Raw genomic sequence first — 21,632 nt, forward strand, 5'->3', positions numbered from 1 at the left:
TGGGGTTCTCTTCGACGCAGGCAGGAGCCCCCACACGTGGCAACAGGATTCGAACTCTTCACCGACCGGTCGATCGTGGCCATGCGGGTCAACGGTGAGCTGAAGGATCTCGCGGCGACGGTCACCGACGCCGACACCGTCGAGCCCGTGACCATCGACAGCCCGGACGGGCTCGCCATCCTCCGCCACTCCGCCGCCCACGTGGCCGCGCAGGCCGTGCAGGCGATCAACCCGGAGGCGAAGCTCGGCATCGGCCCGCCCGTCACCGACGGCTTCTACTACGACTTCGACGTCGCCGAGCCCTTCACGCCCGAAGACCTCAAGGCGATCGAGAAGGGGATGGAGCGCATCATCCGTCAGGGCCAGCGCTTCGTCCGTCGCGTCGTGACCGAGGAGGAGGCCCGCGCCGAGCTCGCGGACGAGCCGTACAAGCTCGAGCTGATCGGCCTCAAGGGCTCCGGCGCCGACGACTCCGTCGAGGGTGCCGAGAACGCGGCCGACGAGTCGGTCGAGGTCGGCGGCGCCGAGCTCACGATCTACGACAACGTCGACCCCAAGACCGGCGAGACGGTCTGGAAAGACCTGTGCCGCGGCCCGCACCTGCCGAGCACCCGCCTGATCGGCAACGGCTTCGCGCTCACCCGCCTGGCCGCCGCCTACTGGCGCGGCTCGGAGAAGAACAAGCAGCTCCAGCGGGTCTACGGCACCGCCTGGCCCACGAAGGACGAGCTGCGCGCCTACCAGACCCGCCTCGAGGAGGCCGCGAAGCGCGACCACCGCAAGCTCGGCAACGAGCTCGACCTGTTCTCGTTCCCCGAGGAGATCGGATCGGGCCTCGCGGTCTTCCACCCGCGCGGCGGCATCATCCGTGCCGAGATCGAGAACTACCTGCGCGACCAGCTGGTCGCCCACGACTACGAACTGGTGAACACCCCGCACATCACCAAGAAGCACCTGTTCGAGACCAGCCAGCACCTCACCTGGTACAAGGAGGGCATGTTCCCCCCGATGCACCTGGATGAGGAGACCGACGCCGAGGGCAACATCACGCGCCAGGGCCAGGACTACTACCTCAAGCCCATGAACTGCCCGATGCACAACCTGATCTTCCGCGCCCGCGGCCGCAGCTACCGCGAGCTGCCGCTGCGCCTCGCGGAGTTCGGCACCGTGTACCGGTACGAGAAGAGCGGCACGCTCTCGGGCCTCACCCGAGTGCGCGGCCTCACGCAGGACGACGCGCACATCTACGTCACCCCCGACCAGGTGAAGGACGAGCTGGCCCGCCAGCTTGACTTCGTGCTCGAGACCCTCCGCGGCTACGGCCTCGACGACTTCTACCTCGAGCTCTCCACGAAAGACCCGGAGAAGTCCGTCGGCGACGACGAGCTCTGGGAGACCGCGACCGAGACCCTGCGGCAGGTGGCCGTCGAGTCCGGCCTCGAACTCGTGCCCGATCCCGGGGGAGCGGCGTTCTACGGCCCGAAGATCTCGGTGCAGGCGCGCGACGCGATCGGCCGCACCTGGCAGCTCTCGACGGTGCAGCTCGACTTCAACCAGCCCGAGCTGTTCGAGCTCGAGTACACCGCCCCCGACGGGTCGCGTCAGCAGCCCGTGATGATCCACCGGGCCCTGCTCGGCTCGATCGAGCGCTTCTTCGCCATCCTGCTCGAGCACTACGCCGGCGCCTTCCCGGTCTGGCTCGCTCCGGTGCAGGTCGTGGGCATCCCGATCTCGGACGATCACGCCGACTACCTCGCCGAGGTGGTCCGGCGGCTGAAGAAGCGCGGCATCCGTGCCCAGCTCGACGACTCGGCCGACCGGATGCAGAAGAAGATCCGCACCCACACCAAGGACAAGGTGCCCGTGATCCTGATCGCCGGCGGCGACGACGTGGCGGCCGGCTCGGTGAGCTTCCGCTTCCGCGACGGCACGCAGGAGAACGGCGTCGCGGTCGACGAGGCCATCGAGCGGATCGTCGACAGCGTCCAGCGGCACCTCCAGGTCACCACGGCGGGTCAGCTCTGATGGACTGGCCGGGCACTCCGGAGCGCGGGCCGTACAGCCCGCACGAGTTCGACGGGATGCCGGTCGAGGACGCGTCCGAGTTCGCCGCGGTCCCGGATGCCTTCCAGCGGCTCTGGACCCCGCACCGGATGGTCTACATCCAGAACGGCGAGCAGCCGCACCTGGACGACTGCCCGTTCTGCCGCGCCCCGAAGCTGAGCGACGAGGAGGGCCTGATCGTGGCCCGGGGCGAGCACGCCTACGCGCTGCTCAACCTCTTCCCGTACAACTCCGGCCACCTGCTCGTCTGCCCGTACCGGCACGTCGCGACCTACGATCTCGCCACCCCCGAGGAGGTCGCGGAGATCGGCAGCCTCACCCAGACCGCCATGCGCGTGCTGACCGAGGTGGCCCGCTGCGAGGGCTTCAACATCGGGATGAACCAGGGGCGGATCGCGGGGGCCGGCGTCGCCGGGCACCTGCACCAGCACATCGTCCCGCGCTGGGCGCTGGATTCGAACTTCTTCCCGATCATCGCGAAGACAAAGGCGCTCCCGCAGCTCCTCGGCGAGGTGCGGGCCGAGATCCAGGCGGCGTGGCCCTCCGGCCCGGCGCGATAGAATCGTTTTGGTTTCTGAGAGGACAAGATGAGCGACAGCAGCACACACGAGTTCGGGTCCAGCCGCGTCAAGCGCGGGCTGGCGGAGATGCTGAAGGGCGGCGTCATCATGGACGTCGTGACGGCCGAGCAGGCCCGCATCGCCGAAGACGCCGGTGCGGTCGCCGTGATGGCGCTCGAGCGCGTCCCCGCCGACATCCGTTCGCAGGGCGGCGTGGCCCGGATGAGCGACCCCGACCTGATCGAGGCGATCATCGCCGAGGTCTCCATCCCCGTGATGGCCAAGGCCCGGATCGGCCACTTCGTCGAGGCGCAGGTGCTGCAGGCCCTGAACGTCGACTACATCGACGAGTCCGAGGTGCTGAGCCCGGCCGACTACGTCAACCACATCGACAAGTGGGACTTCACCGTTCCCTTCGTCTGCGGTGCGACGAACCTGGGTGAGGCGCTCCGCCGCATCAACGAGGGTGCGGCCATGATCCGCTCGAAGGGCGAGGCCGGCACCGGCGACGTCTCCGAGGCGACCAAGCACATCCGCACCATCAAGGCCGAGATCGCGCGCCTGACCTCACTCTCCAAGGACGAGCTCTACGTCGCGGCCAAAGACCTGCAGGCGCCCTACGACCTCGTGGTCGAGGTGGCCGAGACCGGCAAGCTGCCCGTCGTGCTCTTCACCGCCGGCGGTGTCGCCACCCCCGCCGACGCCGCGATGATGATGCAGCTCGGCGCCGACGGCGTCTTCGTGGGCTCGGGCATCTTCAAGTCCGGCAACCCGGCCCAGCGCGCCGCCGCCGTCGTCAAGGCCACCACGTTCTACGACGACCCCGCCGTGATCGCCGAGGTCTCCCGTGGACTCGGTGAGGCCATGGTCGGCATCAACGTCGCCGACCTCGCCGCGCCCCACCGTCTCGCCGAGCGTGGCTGGTAGCAGCCAGGGCGATCCGGTCGCCGCGCACGGGCCCGTCGGGGTACTCGCCCTCCAGGGCGATTTCCGTGAGCACGTGTCGGTGCTCCGCGGGCTCGGCGCCGACGTCGTGACCGTGCGCCGACCCGAGGAGGCGCGGTCGATCTCGGGCCTGGTGATCCCCGGCGGCGAGTCGAGCGTGATGGACAAGCTGTCGCGCTCCTTCGGCGTGGCCGAGGCGCTGCAGGAGCGGATCGCGGAGGGCATGCCGGTCTACGGCACCTGCGCCGGGCTGATCATGATCGCCGACCGCATCCTTGACGGCATCCGGGGCCAGCAGAGCCTCGGCGGTCTCGACGTCGCGGTGCGGCGGAACGCCTTCGGCTCGCAGACCGACTCCTTCGAGGCCGATCTCGACGTGCCCGCGCTCGGCGACCCGCCGATGCACGCGGTCTTCATCCGCGCCCCCGTTGTCGCCGAGCTCGGCCCCGAGGCGACCGCGCTGGCCTCCCTCGCCGACGGTACGGTCGTGGCCGTCGAGCAGGGCAACCTGCTCGGCACCTCGTTCCACCCGGAGATGACCGGCGACCACCGGTTCCACCAGTACTTCCTCGACAAGGTCGCGGCGCGCTCCTGAGGGCCTCCGAACCGGCCTTCGCGTACACTTGACCACGATTCCTGAAGGAGATTTTCGTGTCCGGACACTCTAAATGGGCGACCACCAAGCACAAGAAGGCGATCATCGATTCGCGGCGTGCCAAGTCGTTCGCCAAGTTGATCAAGAACATCGAGGTCGCCGCGAAGATCGGCGGCGCCGACATGTCGGGAAACCCGACCCTCGTCGACGCGGTGCAGAAGGCGAAGAAGACCTCCGTCCCCAACGACAACATCGATCGCGCGATCAAGCGCGGCGCCGGGCTCACCGGTGAGTCGATCGACTACCAGACGATCATGTACGAGGGCTACGGCCCGAACGGCGTCGCGCTGCTGATCGAGTGCCTCACCGACAACAAGAACCGGGCCGCGGCGGATGTGCGCACCGCGATGACCCGCAACGGCGGCACCATGGCCGACCCGGGCAGCGTCGCCTACAACTTCAGCCGCAAGGGCGTCATCACCGTCGCCCACGCCGACGGCGTGACCGAGGACGATGTCCTCGTCGCGGTGCTCGACGCCGGAGCCGAAGAGGTCACCGACCGCGCCGAGGCCTTCGAGGTGCTCACCGAGCCCTCGCAGATGGTCGCCGCGCGCAGCGCCCTCCAGGAGGCCGGGATCGACTACGACTCGGCCGACGTGGAGTTCGTCGCGAGCCTCCAGGTCGAGGCCGACGCCGAGACCGCGCGCAAGGTCTTCCGCCTGATCGACGCGCTCGAGGACTCCGACGACGTGCAGAACGTCTACACGAACATCGACATCACGCCCGAGGTCCAGGCCGAGCTCGAAGACGACTGAGCGTGCGAGTGCTCGGGATCGACCCAGGCCTCACCCGCTGCGGGGTCGGCATCGTCGACGTGTCGGCGACCCGCACCCCGGTTCTGGTGCACGTCTCGGTGATCACCACGAGCCCCGACCTCGCGCTCGAGCAGCGGCTGATGATCGTGTCGGCCGGCATCGAGCGGCTGATCGACGAGCACCGTCCGGACAGCGTCGCCGTCGAGCGCGTGTTCGCGCAGCACAACGTGCGCACGGTGATGGGCACCGCCCAGGTCTCCGGCATCGCGCTGCTCGCCGCGGCCCGGCGCTCTCTTCCGGTAGGCCTGCACACGCCCACCGAGGTGAAGGCCGCGATCACCGGGTACGGCCAGGCCGACAAGCGCCAGGTGGGCACCATGGTCGCCAAGGTGCTGCGGCTCGACGAGATCCCGAAGCCGGCGGATGCGGCGGACGCGCTGGCGCTGGCCATCTGCCACGCCTGGCGCATCCCGCTCGGCTCGGGGTCGTCATCCGGTGCCGGCTCGGCCACGGAGACTCCGGCACAGCGTGCGTGGCGCGCCGCCGAGCAAGGGACGGCCAAGCGGGTCGCCGCCCGTAGGCTTGCCTGATGATCTCAGCGTTACGCGGCACGGTCCTCTCGATCGCGGGGGGAACGGCCGTGATCGACGTCAACGGCGTCGGCTACGCGGTGAACGTGACCTCCGGGCACGGCCTCGCCCTCCGCACCGGCACGGAGGCCACGCTGCTCACCTCGCTGATCGTGCGCGAGGACTCCCTCACCCTCTTCGGCTTCCCGGATCAGGACTCGCTCGACATCTTCACGCTCCTCGTCGGCGTCACCGGCGTCGGGCCCAAGTCGGCTCTCGGTGTGCTCTCCGAGCTCACCCCGGGTGACGTCGCGCTGGCCGTGGCGCGCGAGGACGACTCGGCGTTCCGGAAGGTGTCCGGCATCGGGCCGAAGACGGCCAAGCTGATCGTGCTGTCGCTGGCCGGCAAGATCGCCGCACGGCCCGTCGACACGGCCGCATCCACCCCCGAGCCCTCGCGACAGGTGCGGATGAACGTCGAACGCGCCCTGATCGGCCTCGGCTACCCCGAGCGCAGCGCTGCGTCGGCCCTCGACGAGGCGCTCGAGACCGCGACGGCGGCGGAGGCGGGCAACGTGCAGTCGCTCCTGCGGCTCGCGCTGGCCCTGCTCGGCCCCGCCCAGACCAGTGGTGCAGGCCGATGACCGCCTTCGAAGACACGGATCCGTTGTTCGGTGGCGGCGACGACGTCGTGAACCCCGAGGTCGAGTCCGAAGCCGAGATCGCGATCGAGGGGGCGCTCCGGCCCAAGTCGCTGGCCGAGTTCGTCGGTCAGCGCAAGGTGCGGGGGCAGTTGCAGCTGCTGCTGGATGCGGCGGCCCTGCAGAACCGCACGCCCGACCACATCCTCCTTGCCGGCCCTCCCGGGCTCGGCAAGACGACACTGGCGATGATCGTGGCGCACGAGAGCGGGCAGCCGCTCCGGCTGACCAGCGGTCCGGCGATCCAGCACGGGGGAGACCTCGCCGCGGTGCTCTCCTCGCTGGTGCCCGGCGAGGTGCTCTTCATCGACGAGATCCACCGGATGGCCCGCTCCGCGGAGGAGATGCTCTACCTTGCGATGGAGGACTTCCGCATCGACATCATGGTCGGCAAGGGAGCGGGGGCGACCTCGATCCCACTCGACCTGGCTCCGTTCACCCTGGTCGGCGCGACCACCCGGGCGGGCCTCCTGCCGAACCCGCTGCGCGACCGGTTCGGTTTCACGGCGCACCTGGAGTTCTACGAGACCGACGAACTCGTGCGGGTGCTGCACCGGGCGGCGGCGCTCCTCTCCGTCGACATCGAAGAGGAGGCGCTGCGGGAGATCGCGTCACGCTCGCGCGGCACCCCGCGCATCGCGAACCGGCTGCTCCGCCGGGTGCGGGACTACGCCCTGGTCACCGGCGGGGGAGCGACGCTCCACGCGGTGCGGGCCGCGCTCGAGCTCTACGACGTCGACGAACTGGGCCTGGACCGGCTCGACAGAGCCGTCATGAACATCATCCTCGAACGCTTCGACGGCGGCCCGGTCGGCCTCAACACGCTGGCCGTGTCGGTCGGCGAGGAGGCCGAGACGATCGAGGCCGTCGTGGAGCCGTTCCTGGTCAGGATCGGGCTGCTGTCGCGGACCCCGCGGGGCCGGATCGCGACCAAAGCGGGCTGGGCGCACTTCGGGTTGTCCAGGAATGCGGACGCGCTATTCGGGGATGACCTATAATTCAAGCTGGTCTTCAGACGTCGTCTATAGGATGACCCTGGCCACAAACCCCCCACCCTCTTTGGAAGGCGCCTTTTTTCATGGCTTTGGATCCGTTAACAATCATCATGCTGGTCGTTCTGGCCGTGCTGGTGTTCTTCATGTTCCGAAACAGCCGCAAGCGCCAGCGCCAGGCTCAGGAGCTCCAGAGCAAGGTCGCGGTCGGGGCCGAGGTCATGACCAACTTCGGTGTCTACGGCACCATCCTCGACATGGACGAGGAAGAGAACATCGTCCACCTCGAGACGACTCCCGGCACAGTGCTGAAGGTGCACCGCCAGACCGTCACGCGCGTCGTGACCCCGTCGCCGCTCACGCCTGAGGACGAGACGATCGACCACTCGGCCGACGGCGAGCCGGAGTACGGCCAGCGCCTCGACGAGCCCGCTCTCGAGAGCGGCGACTCCGTGATCGACACCACCACCGAGAAGTCCGAGAAGAAGGCCGACGACTAAACCTCGTCCCTCCTCCCTCGTCAGATCCACGCCCGCCGCGATGGCGCCCGGGCGGCACAGAAAGCTGAGTACTTAGGTGGCACAAACGACTGCGGTCAAGAAGGCGTGGAAAACGCTCATCTGGCTCGCCGTGATCTTCGCGGTCCTGATCGGGACGATTGCAGGAGGGGTGCTCTGGAGCACCGCCACCTGGACCCCGAAACTCGCCCTCGACCTCGAGGGCGGGACCCAGATCATCCTGACCCCGAAGCTCGAGTCGGGCCAGGACGTCTCGCAGGAGCAGCTGGACCAGGCCGTCTCGATCATCCGCCAGCGCGTCGACGCGAGCGGTGTCTCCGAGGCCGAGGTGACCACGCAGGGCGCCAAGAACGTCGTCGTGTCCATCCCCGGCGCTCCGGATGACGCGACGCTCAACCGCATCGAGTCCTCGGCGAAGCTCGACTTCCGTGCCGTGCTGCTGGCCGACGTCGCCTCCACGGCGACCACCTCGACGCCGGGGGCGACCCCGGACCCGAGCCTGTCGACCACGCCGACGGCGGTGCCGACCAACGGCAGCGACCTCGCCTGGGTGACCCCGGCGCTGCAGTCCGAGTTCGACAACTTCGACTGCGCCTCGACCGACGCCGACGACGCGGGACAGGCCCCGGCCGACCAGCCGCTGGTCACCTGTGACGCGAACGGCATCAAGTACCTCCTCGGCCCGGTCGAGATCGAGGGTGCGGACATCGCCGACGCCTCGGCGGGCATGGCCACCACGCAGCAGGGAGCCTCGACCGGCCAGTGGGTCGTCGACATCTCGTTCAACGACGCCGGCACCCAGAAGTTCGCCGACGTCACGACCCGTCTGTTCGGCCTCACCGGCGTGCAGAACCAGTTCGCGATCGTGCTCGACGGCAAGGTGATCACGGCCCCCACCACGGGCGGTTCGTTCACCGACGGCCGGGCGCAGATCTCCGGTTCGTTCACGCAGGACTCGGCGCAGACGCTCGCCGACCAGTTGAAGTTCGGTGCTCTGCCGATCGGCTTCACCACTCAGTCGTCCGAGAAGATCTCGGCCACGCTCGGTTCCACGCAGCTGATGTCGGGTCTGATCGCCGGCGCGATCGGCCTCATCCTGGTCATCATCTACTCGCTGATCCAGTACCGACTGCTCGGCGCCGTCACGATCGCCTCGCTGGTGATCGCCGCGGCGATGACCTACCTGCTCGTCACCCTGATGTCCTGGCGGATCGACTTCCGCCTCTCCCTCGCGGGGGTGGCCGGTCTGATCGTCGCGATCGGAATCACCGCGGACTCGTTCATCGTGTACTTCGAACGAATACGCGACGAGTTGCGCGAGGGGAAGGCTCTGACCTCCTCCGTGCAGTCGGGCTGGAAGCGCGCGATCCGCACGATCACCGCCTCCGACGCCGTGAACTTCCTCGCCGCCGCCGTGCTGTACGTGCTCGCGGTCGGAAACGTGCGCGGCTTCGCGTTCACACTCGGTCTCACGACGATCGTCGACATCCTGGTCGTGATCTTGTTCACGCACCCGCTGATGACGCTGCTCGCCGAGCTGCCGTTCTTCCGCGACGGTCACAAGCTCTCGGGGCTCGACCCGCGTGCCCTCGGAGCCGTGTACCGGGGCCGCGCGCAATTCCGTGCTCCCTCTGCGAGCGTCTCGGCCGCCAAGAAGGGCTCGTCGAGCCGCGAGGCCGCCAAGCGCCAGACGATCGCCGAGCGCAAGGCCGCCGAGCTCGCCGGGACCACGTCCGGCAGCAAGGCCGTCGGCTCCGCTTCCAGCTCCACCCGCACCGATGAGGGGAAGAACTCCTGATGGCCAGCTTCTCCCAGTTCGGAAACGACCTCTACTCCGGCAAGCGCTCGATCGACATCATCGGCCGCCGCCGCATCTGGTACACGATCTCCGCCGTGCTGGTGCTGATCGCCCTGATCGGCCCGTGGCTGCGTGGCGGCTACGAGTTCGGCATCGAGTTCCGCGGCGGGTCGGAGTTCACCGTCTCGCAGGTCGCGACGCTCGACCAGAACCTCGCGAGCGACACCGTCGATCAGGCGGCGCCGGGATCGAACCCCCGGGTGAGCACCCTCGGCACCGACTCGGTGCGGGTGCAGACCGACGAGCTCGACCAGGCGACCAGCACCACCGTGCAGGAGAGCCTGGCGAAGGCCTACGGCGTGCCGGCCGACGACGTCACGGTCTCCTTCATCGGGGCCACCTGGGGCGCCGACATCACCACGCAGGCGATCCGCGGTCTCGTGATCTTCCTCGTGCTGGTGGCGATCTTCATGGCCATCTACTTCCGCACCTGGAAGATGGCGGCCGCGGCGCTCGTCGCCCTGCTCCACGACCTCGTCATCACGGCGGGCGTCTACGGACTCACGGGGCTCGAGATCACCCCGGCCGCGGTGATCGGCTTCCTGACGATCCTCGGCTACTCGCTCTACGACACCGTGGTGGTGTTCGACAAGATCCGCGAGAACACGGCGCACCTGAGCGACAAGGGAACGCAGACCTTCGCCGAGACGGTGAACCTCGCGGTCAACCAGACACTGGTGCGTTCGATCAACACCTCGGTCGTCGCCGCCCTCCCGGTCGCGTCCATCCTCATCATCGGTTCGTTCGTGCTCGGTGCCTCCACGCTCCGGGACATCTCGCTCGCACTGCTGATCGGAATCATCGTGGGCACGTACTCGACGATCTTCGTCGCGGCGCCGCTCTACGTGCAGTTCCGTCACGGGGAGGACAAGATCCGCAAGCAGGATGCGCGGGTCGAGGCCGACCGTCAGCGCGCCGTCAAGGACAGCGTCTCCGCCTGATCGCGTCGCCGTGGGCGGGGGCATCGCACCCGTCCGCGCTTCGCTCGGGTCGCTGTGGGCGGGCACTGCTCGCCCACAGCACAACCGTCGCGTACACGAGGGCCCTCCGCCTGAGGGATAATCGAGGTGGAGGCCTCACATGACGGAAACCAGCACCACGTCGACCGCGACACTGCGCCGTCTGGTGCCGCGGCTCTTCTCCCGGGCTCAGCCCGCGGGAGCCGTCGACACGCTGATCCGCACCGTCCGGGCCAACCACCCGAAGGCCGACCTCACGATCCTCGAGCGTGCCTACGCCGCCGCGGAGCGCGCGCACGACGGGCAGAAGCGCCGGAGCGGCGAGCCGTACATCACGCATCCGGTCGCCGTCGCCCAGATCCTCGCCGAGCTCGGCCTCGGCTCGAAGGCCGTGGCCGCTGCGCTGCTGCACGACACGGTCGAGGACACCGAGTACTCGCTCGACATGGTGCGCCACGACTTCGGCGACGAGGTCGCCATGCTGGTGGATGGCGTCACCAAGCTCGACAAGGTCAAGTACGGCGACAGCGCCCAGGCCGAGACCGTCCGCAAGATGATCGTCGCGATGTCGCGCGACATCCGCGTGCTGATCATCAAACTCTGCGACCGCCTGCACAATGCGCGCACCTGGGGCTTCGTCGCCGCCGAGTCCGCGCAGCGGAAGGCCAAGGAGACCCTCGAGATCTACGCGCCGCTCGCGCACCGGCTGGGCATCCAGTCGATCAAGTGGGAGCTCGAAGACCTCTCGTTCGCGGTGCTCTACCCCAAGCTCTACGTCGAGATCGAGAACCTCGTGCGCCAGCGCACCCCGCAGCGCGAGGAGTACGTGCAGCAGGTCATCGACGCGGTCGGTGACGACCTCAAGTCGGGCAAGATCCGCGGCAAGGTCGCCGGCCGGCCGAAGCAGTACTACTCGATCTATCAGAAGATGATCGTGCGCGGCCGCGAGTTCGACGAGATCTACGATCTGGTCGGCATCCGCGTGCTCGTCAACACGGTGCGCGACTGTTACGCGGTGCTCGGTTCGATCCACGCGCGCTGGAACCCGATCCCCGGTCGCTTCAAGGACTACATCGCGACCCCCAAGTTCAACCTCTACCAGTCGCTGCACACCACCGTGATCGGCCCGGGCGGCCGGCCCGTCGAGATCCAGATCCGCACCAACGAGATGCACCAGCGGGCCGAGTACGGCGTCGCGGCGCACTGGAAGTACAAGGAGCGGGTGAACGGCGGCAAGGCGAGCGCCTCCACCGTCACCTCGCCGGACACGGACATGGCGTGGCTGGCCCGGATCTCGGACTGGCAGGCCGAGACGGTCGACCCGGGGGAGTTCCTCGACTCGTTGCGCTTCGAGATCGGCGCGAAAGAGGTCTACGTCTTCACGCCGAAGGGCAAGGTCGTCGGTCTGCCCGCCGGTGCGACCCCGGTCGACTTCGCCTACGCGGTGCACACCGAGGTGGGCCACCGCACGATGGGCGCCAAGGTCAACGGGCGGCTCGTGCCGCTGGACTCGACCCTGGGCTCGGGCGACGTCGTCGAGGTCTTCACCTCGAAGAACCCGGACTCCGGGCCGTCGCAGGACTGGCTCAGCTTCGTGCAGAGCCCGCGTGCCCGCAACAAGATCCGCCAGTGGTTCACCAAGGAGCGCCGCGACGAGGCCATCGAGCAGGGCCGGGACGCGATCGCCCGCGCGATGCGCAAGCAGAACCTGCCGCTGCAGAAGCTGATGAGCCAGGACTCGATCTCGGACGTGGCCTCGCAGCTTCACTACGACAACGTCTCCGGGCTGTATGCCGCGATCGGCGAGGGGCACATCTCGACCCAGTCGGTGATCGAGAAGGTCATCGCGTCGCTGCAGACCGAGGTCGAGAGCGAGGATTCGGATCTCGACGTCTTCGTCGGCAACCGGCCTCGCGTCACGCACAGCGACTCGGGCGTGCTCGTCCGCGGGGCGCCCGACATCCTGGTCAAGCTCGCCAAGTGCTGCACCCCCGTTCCCGGTGACGACATCGTGGGCTTCGTGACCCGCGGCTCCGGCGTCTCGGTGCATCAGGCCGACTGCCACAACGTCGCCTCGCTGCTGAACGAGCCGGAGCGGATGATCGACGTCGAGTGGGCGCCCTCCTCGAAGAGCGTCTTCCTCGTGCAGATCCAGGTCGAGGCGCTCGACCGCTCGGGCCTGCTCTCCGACGTCACGCGGGTGCTCTCGGAGCATCACGTCAACATCCTCTCCGCCTCGGTCAACACCTCGAGCGACCGCCTCGCGATCAGCCGGTTCGTGTTCGAGATGGGCGACACCACCCACCTCGACCGCGTGCTGAACGCCGTGCGCCGCATCGACGCCGTCTACGACGTCTACCGCGTCTCCGGCGGCTGACCCGGAGCGGTCATCGCCCGTCCGGCTCGCCTCCGTGGTGAGCCGGGCTATGCGGGACGCCAGCGCAGCCCGGCCAGCTCGCGCATGCCGGCCAGCCGGGCCAGCGCGCGCCGCTTGTGCGGCAGCGAACCCACGGCGCCCAGGCGCGCCCGGCACTCCGCCTCGCCGCACCCGTCGGACAGCATCAGCGTCTCGATCACGACGGCCAAGGCCGGATCGATCCACGGCTCCCACCGGAGCAGGTCGACCACGGTGCGCAGCCGGGTCGTCACCGCGACCGGCCCCGCACGCTCGAGGTCGTCGTCGGCGAACACCGACTGCCGCACCTCGCGCTCGGGCGACTCGAGCACTCTGACGCGGGCGGTCGACCGGATGCACAGCTGCAGCGGGCGGGGGAACGCGACCGACATCCCGTGCAGCCAGGCGGCCGTCCGGCGCTCGGCGATCAGCCCCGGAGGGACCCCCGGCGAGATCGCCTCACCCCGGAGCGCGACGCTCGAGGGCACGTCGACCGCGCAGAACGCGCCTGCCAGCGGACGCAGGTCACCGTCGAGCCGCGCCGCGTGCAGCTCGGCCTCGGGGAGGTCGCGGGAGTGGAGGACGAGGGGGAGTGAGGGTGGCATGCCTCGATGGTGCCAGCGCGGAGAGACGAAGAAGGCGGGCATCCCGGATCTGTGGAGAACCGGGTGCCCGCCTTCCGCGGTGCAGGAGCCGAGGCGGTCAACGCCTCAACCCAGGGGATCAGCCCAGGGGATCAGCCCAGCGCGTCGAGCCAGACCTTCCGCGCGTCCAGCGCCTCCTGGAGCTCGGCCGCCTTCTTGGCGTTGCCGGCCGTCTTCGCGTCGTCGATCTCGCGCTGCAGCTTGTCGATCGCATCCGTCAGCTGCGACGCCAGACCCTCGGAGCGGGCCTTCTTCTCCGGGTTGTTCTTGGTCCAGTAGTCCTCGTCGAGCTTGCGCACGGCGGCCTCGACCTTGCGGAGGCGGTCTTCGACCGGCTTCACCTGGTCGCGCGGGACCTTGCCGATCGCATCCCACCGGGTCTGGATCGAGGTGAGGAGCTCGCGCGCCTTCACCCGGTCGGTCTCCTTCAGGAGCGGCTCGGCCTCGTCGAGCAGGGCGAGCTTCTGGGTGAGGTTCTCGCCGAACTCCTGGTCGTCGCGCGCGACGACCTCGCTGCGGGCGGAGTAGAGCACGTCTCCGGCGGCCTTGAAGCGGTCCCAGAGCGCGTCGTCGTACTTCTTGCCCGCACGCCCGGTGGCCTTCCACGAGGCGAGGAGGTCGCGGTACGCGCCGATCCCGTCGACTCCGCGCGGCGCGAGCGCCTCGGCCTGGTCGACGAGCTCCTGCTTGCGGGTGCGCGCGTCGCGGTGCACCTGGTCGAGCTCGGCGAAGAACGCCTTGCGCTGCTGCTCGAGCGTGGTGCGGGCCTCACGGAACCGCTTCCACAACTCTCCGGCCTCGGCACGGGGGAGCCGCGGACCCTCCTGCTGGTGCTTCTGCCAGCGGGCGAAGAGCGAGTCGATCTGCGAGGTCACCGACTTCCACTGCGCCTTCGCGGGATCGTGCCCGGCGAGCTTCTCGATCTCCTCGACGATCGCCGTGCGGTCCACGACCGCCTGAGCGACCTGGGCCTCCGCCTCGGCCGACTGCTTCTCGGTGATCTCGGACACGGTCGAGGACAGCGCCTCGAGCCGGGTCTGCAGCGATGCCAGGTCGCCGACGGCGTTGGCCGAGGCGACCGACGAGGTCAACGACTTCACGGCCTTGGCGATGTCGGCGGCCGGAGCACCGCGCTTGGCGCGCTGCTCGAGCAGCGTCACCTGGCCGGCGAGGTCGGTGTACTTGCGTTCGAAGTAGGCGAGCGCTTCTTCCTTGGTGCCGTCGGGATACTGGCCGACCAAGCGCTCTCCGTCGCCCTCGCGGACGAAGACGGAGCCGTCGTCCTCGACTCGCCCCCACGGGAGTTGATCACTACTGGTCACGGAACCATCCTGTCGACGTTGTCTGGAATACGGGAACCAGCCTATTGCACGGCCGGGGATCGGTCACTGAACCGTGACGGAGGTGATGGTCGCGGTCGTCTTCGGGGCGCCGTCGCCGCCGCCGTCGGCCGTGCCCGCGGCGATGACGCCGGACTGCAGCGCGTCGAGGCCGCTCGTGATCTGCCCGAGGACGGTGTAGCCGCCCGCGGCGTCCGAGGGGATGGTCGAGTCCTGGTAGACGATGAAGAACTGGCTGCCCATGCTGTAGCCGTTGCCGCCCTGACGGGCCATGGCGAGGGTGCCCGCCGGGTACACGTCGTCGGCGGGGGCGTTCTCGACCGGGCCGTAGCTGTAGCCCGGACCGCCGGTACCGGTGCCGGTCGGGTCGCCGCACTGCAGCACGTAGATGCCGCTCGTGGTGAGCCGGTGGCAGGTGGTGTTCGTCAGGAAGCCGGACTGCGCCTGCGAGATGAAGGCCGAGACGGCCTGGGGCGCGGCGGTGCCGTCGAGCTGCAGGCCGAGCGGGATGTCGTTGATCGTCAGCGTGCCGGTCCAGTCGCGCCCCTCGGCGACCGAGGTGGGCGGCACGTCTCCGGTGTTCTGGCCGGCCTCGGCGGTCGGCGTGGCCGAGGGCGTCGCCTCGGGCGTGGCGCTGGCCGAGGGAGCGGCGACCGGCGTGCCGGGGCCGCCGGAGAAGTAGAACAGCTGGGCCGCGGTGACTCCGGCGATCAGCACGACCACGACGACCACGGCGATCACGTTGTCGCGCACCCGGCGGCGGATGCGCTCGGTGTGAGCGGTCTGCCTGGCCTGGTAGTCGCGCAAACGGGTACGAGCCTCGCGAGCGGCGCGCTCCTGACTGCTGGGTGCCACGGATCCTCCAGGTGTGTTCGATCGCCGGGCGCTGTCGGCCCATCACAGTACCCTAGACGTATGGCTCATCAGCAACCGGGACTCCACTCCGGATCGGTCCCGCTCGCGGTGCGGATGCGCCCCCGGAGCCTCGACGAGGTGGCCGGTCAGAAGCACCTCCTGCGCCCCGGATCCCCGCTGGTGAACCTCGCCTCCGACGTGGGCGGCACGACCGGTTCGGTCTCCGTCATCCTGTGGGGCCCGCCCGGCACGGGCAAGACCACGCTCGCCCAGGCGATCGCGCATTCCTCGGGCCGCAAGTTCGTCGAGCTCTCCGCCGTCACCGCGGGGGTGAAAGACGTGCGGCAGGTGATGGAGGAGGCGTTCCGCAACCGCGACCTCTACGGCCTGTCGACCGTGCTCTTCCTCGACGAGATCCACCGCTTCACCAAGGCCCAGCAGGATGCACTGCTCCCGGGGGTCGAGAACGGCTGGGTCATCCTCGTGGCGGCCACCACCGAGAACCCCTCCTTCTCCGTCATCTCCCCGCTGCTGTCCCGATCGCTCCTGCTCACCCTCGAGCAGCTGACCGACGACGACCTCGGGGTGCTCATCGACCGTGCGGTCACCGACCCGCGGGGCCTCGCCGGCAAGGTTGTGCTCAACGACGAGGCGCGCTCCGCCATCATCCGGATGTCGTCGGGCGATGCCCGCCGAGCGCTCACCGCCCTCGAGGCCGCCGCCGGCACCGTGCTCGCCGCCGTTCCCGGGGCAGACCGGCCGACCGCGGAAGACGACGACGACGAAGACGACGACCTGGATGAGAGGGACGAGGACGAGGGCGAAGACGCCCCGCTCCCCGTCATCACCGGCGCCGTCCTCGAGCAGTCCGTCGACCGGGCCCTCCTCCGCTACGACCGCAACGGCGACGAGCACTACGACGTGATCAGCGCTTTCATCAAGTCGGTGCGGGGTTCCGACGTCGACGCGTCGCTGCACTACCTCGCCCGCATGTTCGAGGCGGGGGAGGATCCGCGTTTCATCGCCCGCCGGGTCATCATCCTCGCGGCCGAGGACATCGGCATCGCCGATCCGCAGGCCCTGCCGATCGCGGTGGCCGCCGCCGAGGCCGTGCAGATGATCGGGATGCCCGAGGGCCGGCTGCCGCTGGCCGAGGCCGTGGTCTACCTCGCCACCGCGCCGAAGTCGAACGCCGCCTACATGGGAATCAACAAGGCGATCGCCGACGTCAAGGCCGGCAACTTCGGCCGGGTGCCCAAGCACCTCCGTGACGCCCACTACGCCGGGGCCAAGCGCCTGGGGCACGGCAAGGGGTACAAGTACCCCCACGATGACTCGATCGGCGTGGTGCGGCAGCAGTACCTGCCCGACGAGCTGACCGGGACGACCTATTACAACCCGACCGATCACGGGCACGAGCGGGAGGTCGCGGCGCGGCTCGCGAAACTCCGCGACATCACGCGGGGATCGCAGGGATAGCGGCATCCGCTGTGCTATTCTCGTAGACGCCTAATCAGCGTCATTTCGGAGCGGCTGCCGATCGACGTTCGATAACGGGATCGCGTTCTTTAGCCGAACCGCCCGGCAGACACCCCTCTTACTTGGACTCCTGTGGAGTCACGCGCACTCGTGCGCAATCCATCTCGTAAGAATTCCAACCGAAAGGACGTAAGTGGCTACCAAGTCGCGTACGCGAAGCAAGACCCGCCTCTCCCGGGCACTCGGCATCCCCCTCACCCCGAAGGCGGCCAAGTACCTCGAGAAGCGCCCCTACGCTCCCGGTGAGCACGGCCGCACCAAGCGCAAGCAGGACAGCGACTACGCCGTCCGTCTGCGCGAGAAGCAGCGCCTGCGCGCCCAGTACGGCATCCGCGAGAAGCAGCTGAAGATCGCCTTCGAAGAGGCCCGCCGCGCGAAGGGCCTGACCGGTGAGAACCTGGTCGAGCTCCTCGAGATGCGCCTCGACGCCCTGGTGCTCCGTGCCGGCTTCGCCCGCACCACCGCCCAGGCCCGTCAGATGGTCGTGCACCGTCACATCATGGTCGACGGCCAGCTCGTCGACCGCCCGTCCTTCCGCGTGAAGCCGGGGCAGATGATCCACGTCAAGCAGCGCTCCGAGGGCACCGAGCCCTTCCAGGTCGCCGCGGCCGGCGGTCACATCGACCTGCTGCCGAAGACGCCCGCCTACCTCGATGTCGAACTGGACAAGCTCCAGGCCCGACTCGTCGAGCGCCCCAAGCGCGCACAGGTCCCCGTGACCTGTGAAGTGCAGCTCGTCGTCGAGTACTACGCGGCCCGATAACTCGAGCAGTCGCGACATACTAGGAAGCGGGTCACCCCAGGGTGGCCCGCTTCCGTCGTTTCACAGAGAGGTTCCGCAATGACCGGTGGAGACATCGCAGGCCTGATCGCAGCGGGGGTCTTCGCCGTGCTGGTGGGCCTGATCGCCGTCCCGCTCCTGAAGCTCGGGGGAGTGTTCGACCAGACGCGCGACTCCATCAAAGACGTCAGCGACGGCATCACGCCGATCCTCGCCGAGTCGACGGTGACGGTGCAGGAGGCGAACAAGCAGCTCGCCCGGGTGGATGCGATCACCAAGAACGTCGAAGAGGTCACCGGCAACGTGTCGTCGCTGGTGGCGCTGTTCGCCGCCTCGGTCGGCGGGCCGCTGATCAAGCTCGCGGGCTTCAGCGCGGCCGTCCGCGAGGGGCTGCTGACCTTCCGCCCCGAGTCGCAGCGCACGGCCAAGAAGGGGCAGAAGCCCAAGCCCGCTCCGAAGAAGCGCTCGAAGTAGCCCGCTACACTGGCCGAGGCTTTTTCTGTCCCGAACGAGCACCCTACGAACGAGGAGAACGCAATGAAGAAAGTTCTGTGGCTGATCGCCGGAGTCGGCATCGGATTCGTGGTCGCGCACCAGTTCAACCAGACCTCGGGCGGCAAGAAGTTCTTCTCCGAGCTCGACAAGAAGACCAAGGAGTTCAGCGACTCGCTGGTCGACGGCTACCGTGAGCGCGAGTCCGAGCTCCGTGCCGCGATCGCCGACGCGGGCGACAAGCTCACCAAGTAAGTCCCTCCGGTCCGCCGTGCGCCTCGCGCCGGCGGACCGCGTACGCTCTCCCACCCCCGCTAGGACACCCGCTCACATGCAGACCGCTGACATCCGTTCCCGCTGGCTCGACTTCTTCGGGAGCAGGGGGCACACCGTCGTCCCCTCCGCCTCCCTGGTCAGCGACGACCCGTCGTTGCTGTTCACGGTCGCCGGCATGGTGCCGTTCATCCCGTATCTGTCGGGGCTGGTGCCCGCACCGTACCCGCGCGCCACGAGCGTGCAGAAGTGCATCCGCACCCTCGACATCGAGGAGGTGGGGAAGACCACGCGGCACGGCACGTTCTTCCAGATGAACGGCAACTTCTCGTTCGGCGACTACTTCAAGGAAGGCGCGATCGGCTACGCCTGGGAGCTCCTCACCGGCAGCGAGTCCGACGGCGGCCTCGGTTTCGCCGAGCGCGACCTCTGGGTCACCGTCTACGAGGACGACGACGAGGCGATCGACATCTGGAAGCGCGTCGCCGGTCTGCCTGACGAGCGCATCCAGCGCCGCGACAAGGAAGACAACTACTGGTCGACCGGTCAGCCCGGCCCCGCAGGCCCCTGCTCGGAGATCTACTTCGACCGCGGCCCGCGCTACGGGATCGAGGGCGGCCCGGTCGCCGACGAGAGCCGGTACATCGAGATCTGGAACCTCGTGTTCATGCAGTACCTCCGCGGCGAGGGCAGCTCGAAGACCGAGTTCGAGATCCTGGGCGAACTGCCCCGCAAGAACATCGACACCGGCATGGGTCTCGAGCGCGTCGCGTTCCTCAAGCAGGGCGTCGAGAACCTCTACGAGATCGACCAGGTCCGTCCGGTGCTCGACCGGGCCTCCGAGCTCTCCGGCCGCCGCTACGGCGCCGACCACGACGACGACGTGCGGATGCGCGTGGTCGCCGACCACGTGCGCTCGGCCCTGATGCTGATGAGCGACGGCGTGACCCCGTCGAACGAGGGCCGTGGATACATCCTCCGGCGCCTACTCCGCCGCACGGTGCGCTCGATGCGACTGCTGGGCGTCGACACCGCCACCATGCCCGAGCTCCTGACCGCCTCGCGCGACGCCATGAAGGCCGCGTACCCCGAGGTCGAGACCGACTTCGGCCGCATCTCCCGCGGCGCCTACGCCGAGGAGGAGTCCTTCCTCCGCACGCTCACCGGCGGCACCACGATCCTCGACACCGCGGTCAGCTCGACCAAGTCCGGCGGGGCGACCGAGCTGCCGGGCGACACCGCGTTCCTGCTCCACGACACCTACGGCTTCCCGATCGACCTCACGCTTGAGATCGCGGAGGAGTCCGGCATCACGGTCGACCGCGTGGCCTTCGAGTCGCTGATGGCCGAGCAGAAGCAGCGCGCCAAGGCCGATGCCAAGGCGAAGAAGCTCGGCATCACCGACCTCACCGTGTACAGCCAGTTCCGCGCGCTCGGCGAGACCGTGTTCCGCGGCTACGACGAGCTCGAGGCCGAGTCGCCCGTGCTCGGGCTCATCCTCGACGGCGTCTCCGTCTCCTCCGCGGTCGCGGGGGAGCAGGTCGAGGTCATCCTCGCCGAGACCGCGCTCTACGCCGAGTCCGGGGGCCAGGAGGCCGACGCCGGCACGATCGTGGGCGAGGGCTTCGAGCTGACCGTGCTCGACGTGCAGAAGCCGGTCAAGGGCCTGATCAGCCACCGCGCCGAGGTCACCAGCGGCCAGGTCGCCGTCGGCGACCGGGCCCGCAGCGTGGTCGACGCCGATTGGCGCCGGGGCGCGACCCAGGCGCACTCCGCGACCCACCTCATCCACGCCGCCCTCCGCGAGACCCTCGGCGAAGAGGCGCACCAGGCCGGTTCGTACAACAAGGCCGGCTACATGCGCCTGGACTTCTCGTGGAACCAGCCGCTCTCGGTCGAGACCCGCACCGAGATCGAGGAGATCGCGAACGTCGCCATCCGGAGCGACCTGCCCGTGCTCACCCGCGAGCTGCCGCTGGACGAAGCGCGCTCGATGGGCGCCATGGCGCTGTTCGGCGAGAAGTACGGCGAGGTCGTGCGGATGGTCGACATCGGCGGCCCGTGGTCGCGCGAGCTCTGCGCCGGCACCCACGTCTCCTCCAGCGCCCAGATCGGCATGATCAACCTGCAGGGCGAATCCTCGATCGGCTCGACCAACCGCCGCGTCGAGGCCCTCGTGGGCATCGAGGCGTTCCGCGAGTTCGCGGCCGAGCGCGCCCTCGTCTCGCAGCTCACCTCGAGCCTCAAGACCCCGCGCGACGAGCTCGTCACGCGGATCGCCGACCTGAGCGCGAACCTCAAGGCCGCAGAGAAGCGGATCGCCGCCTTCGAGGCGGGCCAACTGTCGACCCGCATCCCGGGCCTGGCCGCATCCGCCCGCCCCGCCGGAGCGGTGACACTCGTCGCCGAGAACCTGGGCGAGCTGCGGTCGGCCGACGACGTGCGCCAGCTCGTCACCGGTGTTCGCGAGGTGCTCGTGGCCGGCGGCTCGGACACCGCGGTCGTGGCGCTGGCCGCCGTGGTCAACGCCAAGCCCGTCGTGATCGTCGCCACCACGGACGGCGCGCGCGCCGCCGGAGCCAAGGCGGGCGCGCTCGCGAAGCTCGCGGCCGGCGTGCTCGGCGGTGGTGGTGGCGGCAAGGACGACCTGGCCCAGGGCGGCGGCACCGACACCGAGGCCCTCGGGGAGGCGCTCTCGGCCATCGGCCGGGCGGTCTCCGGCGGGACGGCCGGGTAG

Annotated in this window: 20 protein-coding genes; 17 read left to right on the top strand and 3 right to left on the bottom strand. The window is 69.1% G+C overall.

Annotated features, from left to right (window positions below; all coding sequences use genetic code 11):
* Window positions 1–81: 81 nt before the first annotated feature.
* From thrS to HSO01S_RS01010, 12 genes are all read left to right on the top strand, one after another.
* On the top strand, window positions 82–2,025 hold the full coding sequence (gene thrS / locus HSO01S_RS00955) for a threonine--tRNA ligase (RefSeq protein WP_066039100.1): 1,944 nt from the start codon (window positions 82–84) through the stop codon (window positions 2,023–2,025).
* Between the two features lie 56 nt (window positions 2,026–2,081).
* On the top strand, window positions 2,082–2,624 hold the full coding sequence (locus HSO01S_RS00960; RefSeq protein WP_066039101.1) for an HIT family protein: 543 nt from the start codon (window positions 2,082–2,084) through the stop codon (window positions 2,622–2,624).
* Window positions 2,625–2,651: 27 nt separating this feature from the next.
* Window positions 2,652–3,551: a pyridoxal 5'-phosphate synthase lyase subunit PdxS gene (gene pdxS, locus HSO01S_RS00965; RefSeq protein ID WP_066038709.1), complete on the top strand. Its 900-nt coding sequence runs from the start codon at window positions 2,652–2,654 to the stop codon at window positions 3,549–3,551.
* Window positions 3,541–4,164: a pyridoxal 5'-phosphate synthase glutaminase subunit PdxT gene (gene pdxT / locus HSO01S_RS00970; RefSeq protein ID WP_066038710.1), complete on the top strand. Its 624-nt coding sequence runs from the start codon at window positions 3,541–3,543 to the stop codon at window positions 4,162–4,164. The genes pdxS and pdxT overlap by 11 nt, the downstream gene beginning before the upstream one ends.
* A gap of 56 nt (window positions 4,165–4,220) precedes the next feature.
* On the top strand, window positions 4,221–4,979 hold the full coding sequence (locus HSO01S_RS00975) for a YebC/PmpR family DNA-binding transcriptional regulator (protein WP_066038711.1): 759 nt from the start codon (window positions 4,221–4,223) through the stop codon (window positions 4,977–4,979).
* Window positions 4,976–5,569 carry a crossover junction endodeoxyribonuclease RuvC gene (gene ruvC / locus HSO01S_RS00980; protein WP_066039102.1) on the top strand — a complete coding sequence of 198 codons (594 nt, stop codon included), beginning with the start codon at window positions 4,976–4,978 and terminating at the stop codon, window positions 5,567–5,569. Before HSO01S_RS00975 ends, ruvC begins: the two co-directional genes overlap by 4 nt.
* Window positions 5,569–6,192, top strand: a complete 624-nt coding sequence (ruvA, locus tag HSO01S_RS00985; protein WP_066038712.1) for a Holliday junction branch migration protein RuvA — start codon at window positions 5,569–5,571, stop codon at window positions 6,190–6,192. Before ruvC ends, ruvA begins: the two co-directional genes overlap by 1 nt.
* Window positions 6,189–7,247 (top strand): Holliday junction branch migration DNA helicase RuvB, encoded by a 1,059-nt coding sequence (ruvB, locus tag HSO01S_RS00990; protein ID WP_084361191.1) that lies wholly within the window; start codon window positions 6,189–6,191, stop codon window positions 7,245–7,247. Before ruvA ends, ruvB begins: the two co-directional genes overlap by 4 nt.
* Window positions 7,248–7,354: 107 nt before the next feature.
* Window positions 7,355–7,741 (top strand): preprotein translocase subunit YajC, encoded by a 387-nt coding sequence (gene yajC / locus HSO01S_RS00995; protein WP_245635841.1) that lies wholly within the window; start codon window positions 7,355–7,357, stop codon window positions 7,739–7,741.
* Window positions 7,742–7,817: 76 nt separating this feature from the next.
* Window positions 7,818–9,557: a protein translocase subunit SecD gene (gene secD / locus HSO01S_RS01000; protein WP_066038714.1), complete on the top strand. Its 1,740-nt coding sequence runs from the start codon at window positions 7,818–7,820 to the stop codon at window positions 9,555–9,557.
* On the top strand, window positions 9,557–10,558 hold the full coding sequence (gene secF, locus HSO01S_RS01005; RefSeq protein ID WP_066038715.1) for a protein translocase subunit SecF: 1,002 nt from the start codon (window positions 9,557–9,559) through the stop codon (window positions 10,556–10,558). Before secD ends, secF begins: the two co-directional genes overlap by 1 nt.
* Before the next feature lie 139 nt (window positions 10,559–10,697).
* Window positions 10,698–12,953, top strand: a complete 2,256-nt coding sequence (locus tag HSO01S_RS01010) for a RelA/SpoT family protein (protein ID WP_066038716.1) — start codon at window positions 10,698–10,700, stop codon at window positions 12,951–12,953.
* A gap of 47 nt (window positions 12,954–13,000) precedes the next feature.
* Here HSO01S_RS01010 and HSO01S_RS01015 read toward each other — a convergent pair whose 3' ends face one another.
* From HSO01S_RS01015 to HSO01S_RS01025, 3 genes are all read right to left on the bottom strand, one after another.
* Complete coding sequence (locus HSO01S_RS01015; protein ID WP_157078837.1) at window positions 13,001–13,576, bottom strand: hypothetical protein; 576 nt, start codon at window positions 13,574–13,576, stop codon at window positions 13,001–13,003.
* A 131-nt stretch (window positions 13,577–13,707) separates the two neighbouring features.
* Window positions 13,708–14,937 (bottom strand): DUF349 domain-containing protein, encoded by a 1,230-nt coding sequence (locus HSO01S_RS01020; protein WP_066038718.1) that lies wholly within the window; start codon window positions 14,935–14,937, stop codon window positions 13,708–13,710.
* A gap of 63 nt (window positions 14,938–15,000) precedes the next feature.
* On the bottom strand, window positions 15,001–15,810 hold the full coding sequence (locus tag HSO01S_RS01025) for a peptidylprolyl isomerase (protein ID WP_066038719.1): 810 nt from the start codon (window positions 15,808–15,810) through the stop codon (window positions 15,001–15,003).
* 60 nt (window positions 15,811–15,870) lie between these two features.
* On the opposite strand from HSO01S_RS01025, the gene HSO01S_RS01030 reads away from it, so the two are divergent.
* The 5 genes from HSO01S_RS01030 to alaS all read left to right on the top strand — a co-directional run bounded on the left by HSO01S_RS01030 (window position 15,871) and on the right by alaS (window position 21,632).
* Window positions 15,871–17,289 (top strand): replication-associated recombination protein A, encoded by a 1,419-nt coding sequence (locus HSO01S_RS01030; protein ID WP_084361192.1) that lies wholly within the window; start codon window positions 15,871–15,873, stop codon window positions 17,287–17,289.
* A gap of 193 nt (window positions 17,290–17,482) precedes the next feature.
* Window positions 17,483–18,112, top strand: coding sequence for a 30S ribosomal protein S4 (gene rpsD / locus HSO01S_RS01035; RefSeq protein ID WP_066038721.1), 630 nt, complete (start codon window positions 17,483–17,485; stop codon window positions 18,110–18,112).
* Between the two features lie 78 nt (window positions 18,113–18,190).
* Window positions 18,191–18,604: a DUF948 domain-containing protein gene (locus HSO01S_RS01040; RefSeq protein ID WP_066038722.1), complete on the top strand. Its 414-nt coding sequence runs from the start codon at window positions 18,191–18,193 to the stop codon at window positions 18,602–18,604.
* Window positions 18,605–18,667: 63 nt separating this feature from the next.
* Window positions 18,668–18,877: a hypothetical protein gene (locus HSO01S_RS01045; RefSeq protein ID WP_066038723.1), complete on the top strand. Its 210-nt coding sequence runs from the start codon at window positions 18,668–18,670 to the stop codon at window positions 18,875–18,877.
* Window positions 18,878–18,953: 76 nt separating this feature from the next.
* Window positions 18,954–21,632 (top strand): alanine--tRNA ligase, encoded by a 2,679-nt coding sequence (alaS, locus tag HSO01S_RS01050; protein ID WP_066038724.1) that lies wholly within the window; start codon window positions 18,954–18,956, stop codon window positions 21,630–21,632.

Source organism: Herbiconiux solani NBRC 106740, assembly GCF_001571005.1.
Taxonomy (GTDB): Bacteria; Actinomycetota; Actinomycetes; order Actinomycetales; family Microbacteriaceae; genus Herbiconiux; species Herbiconiux solani.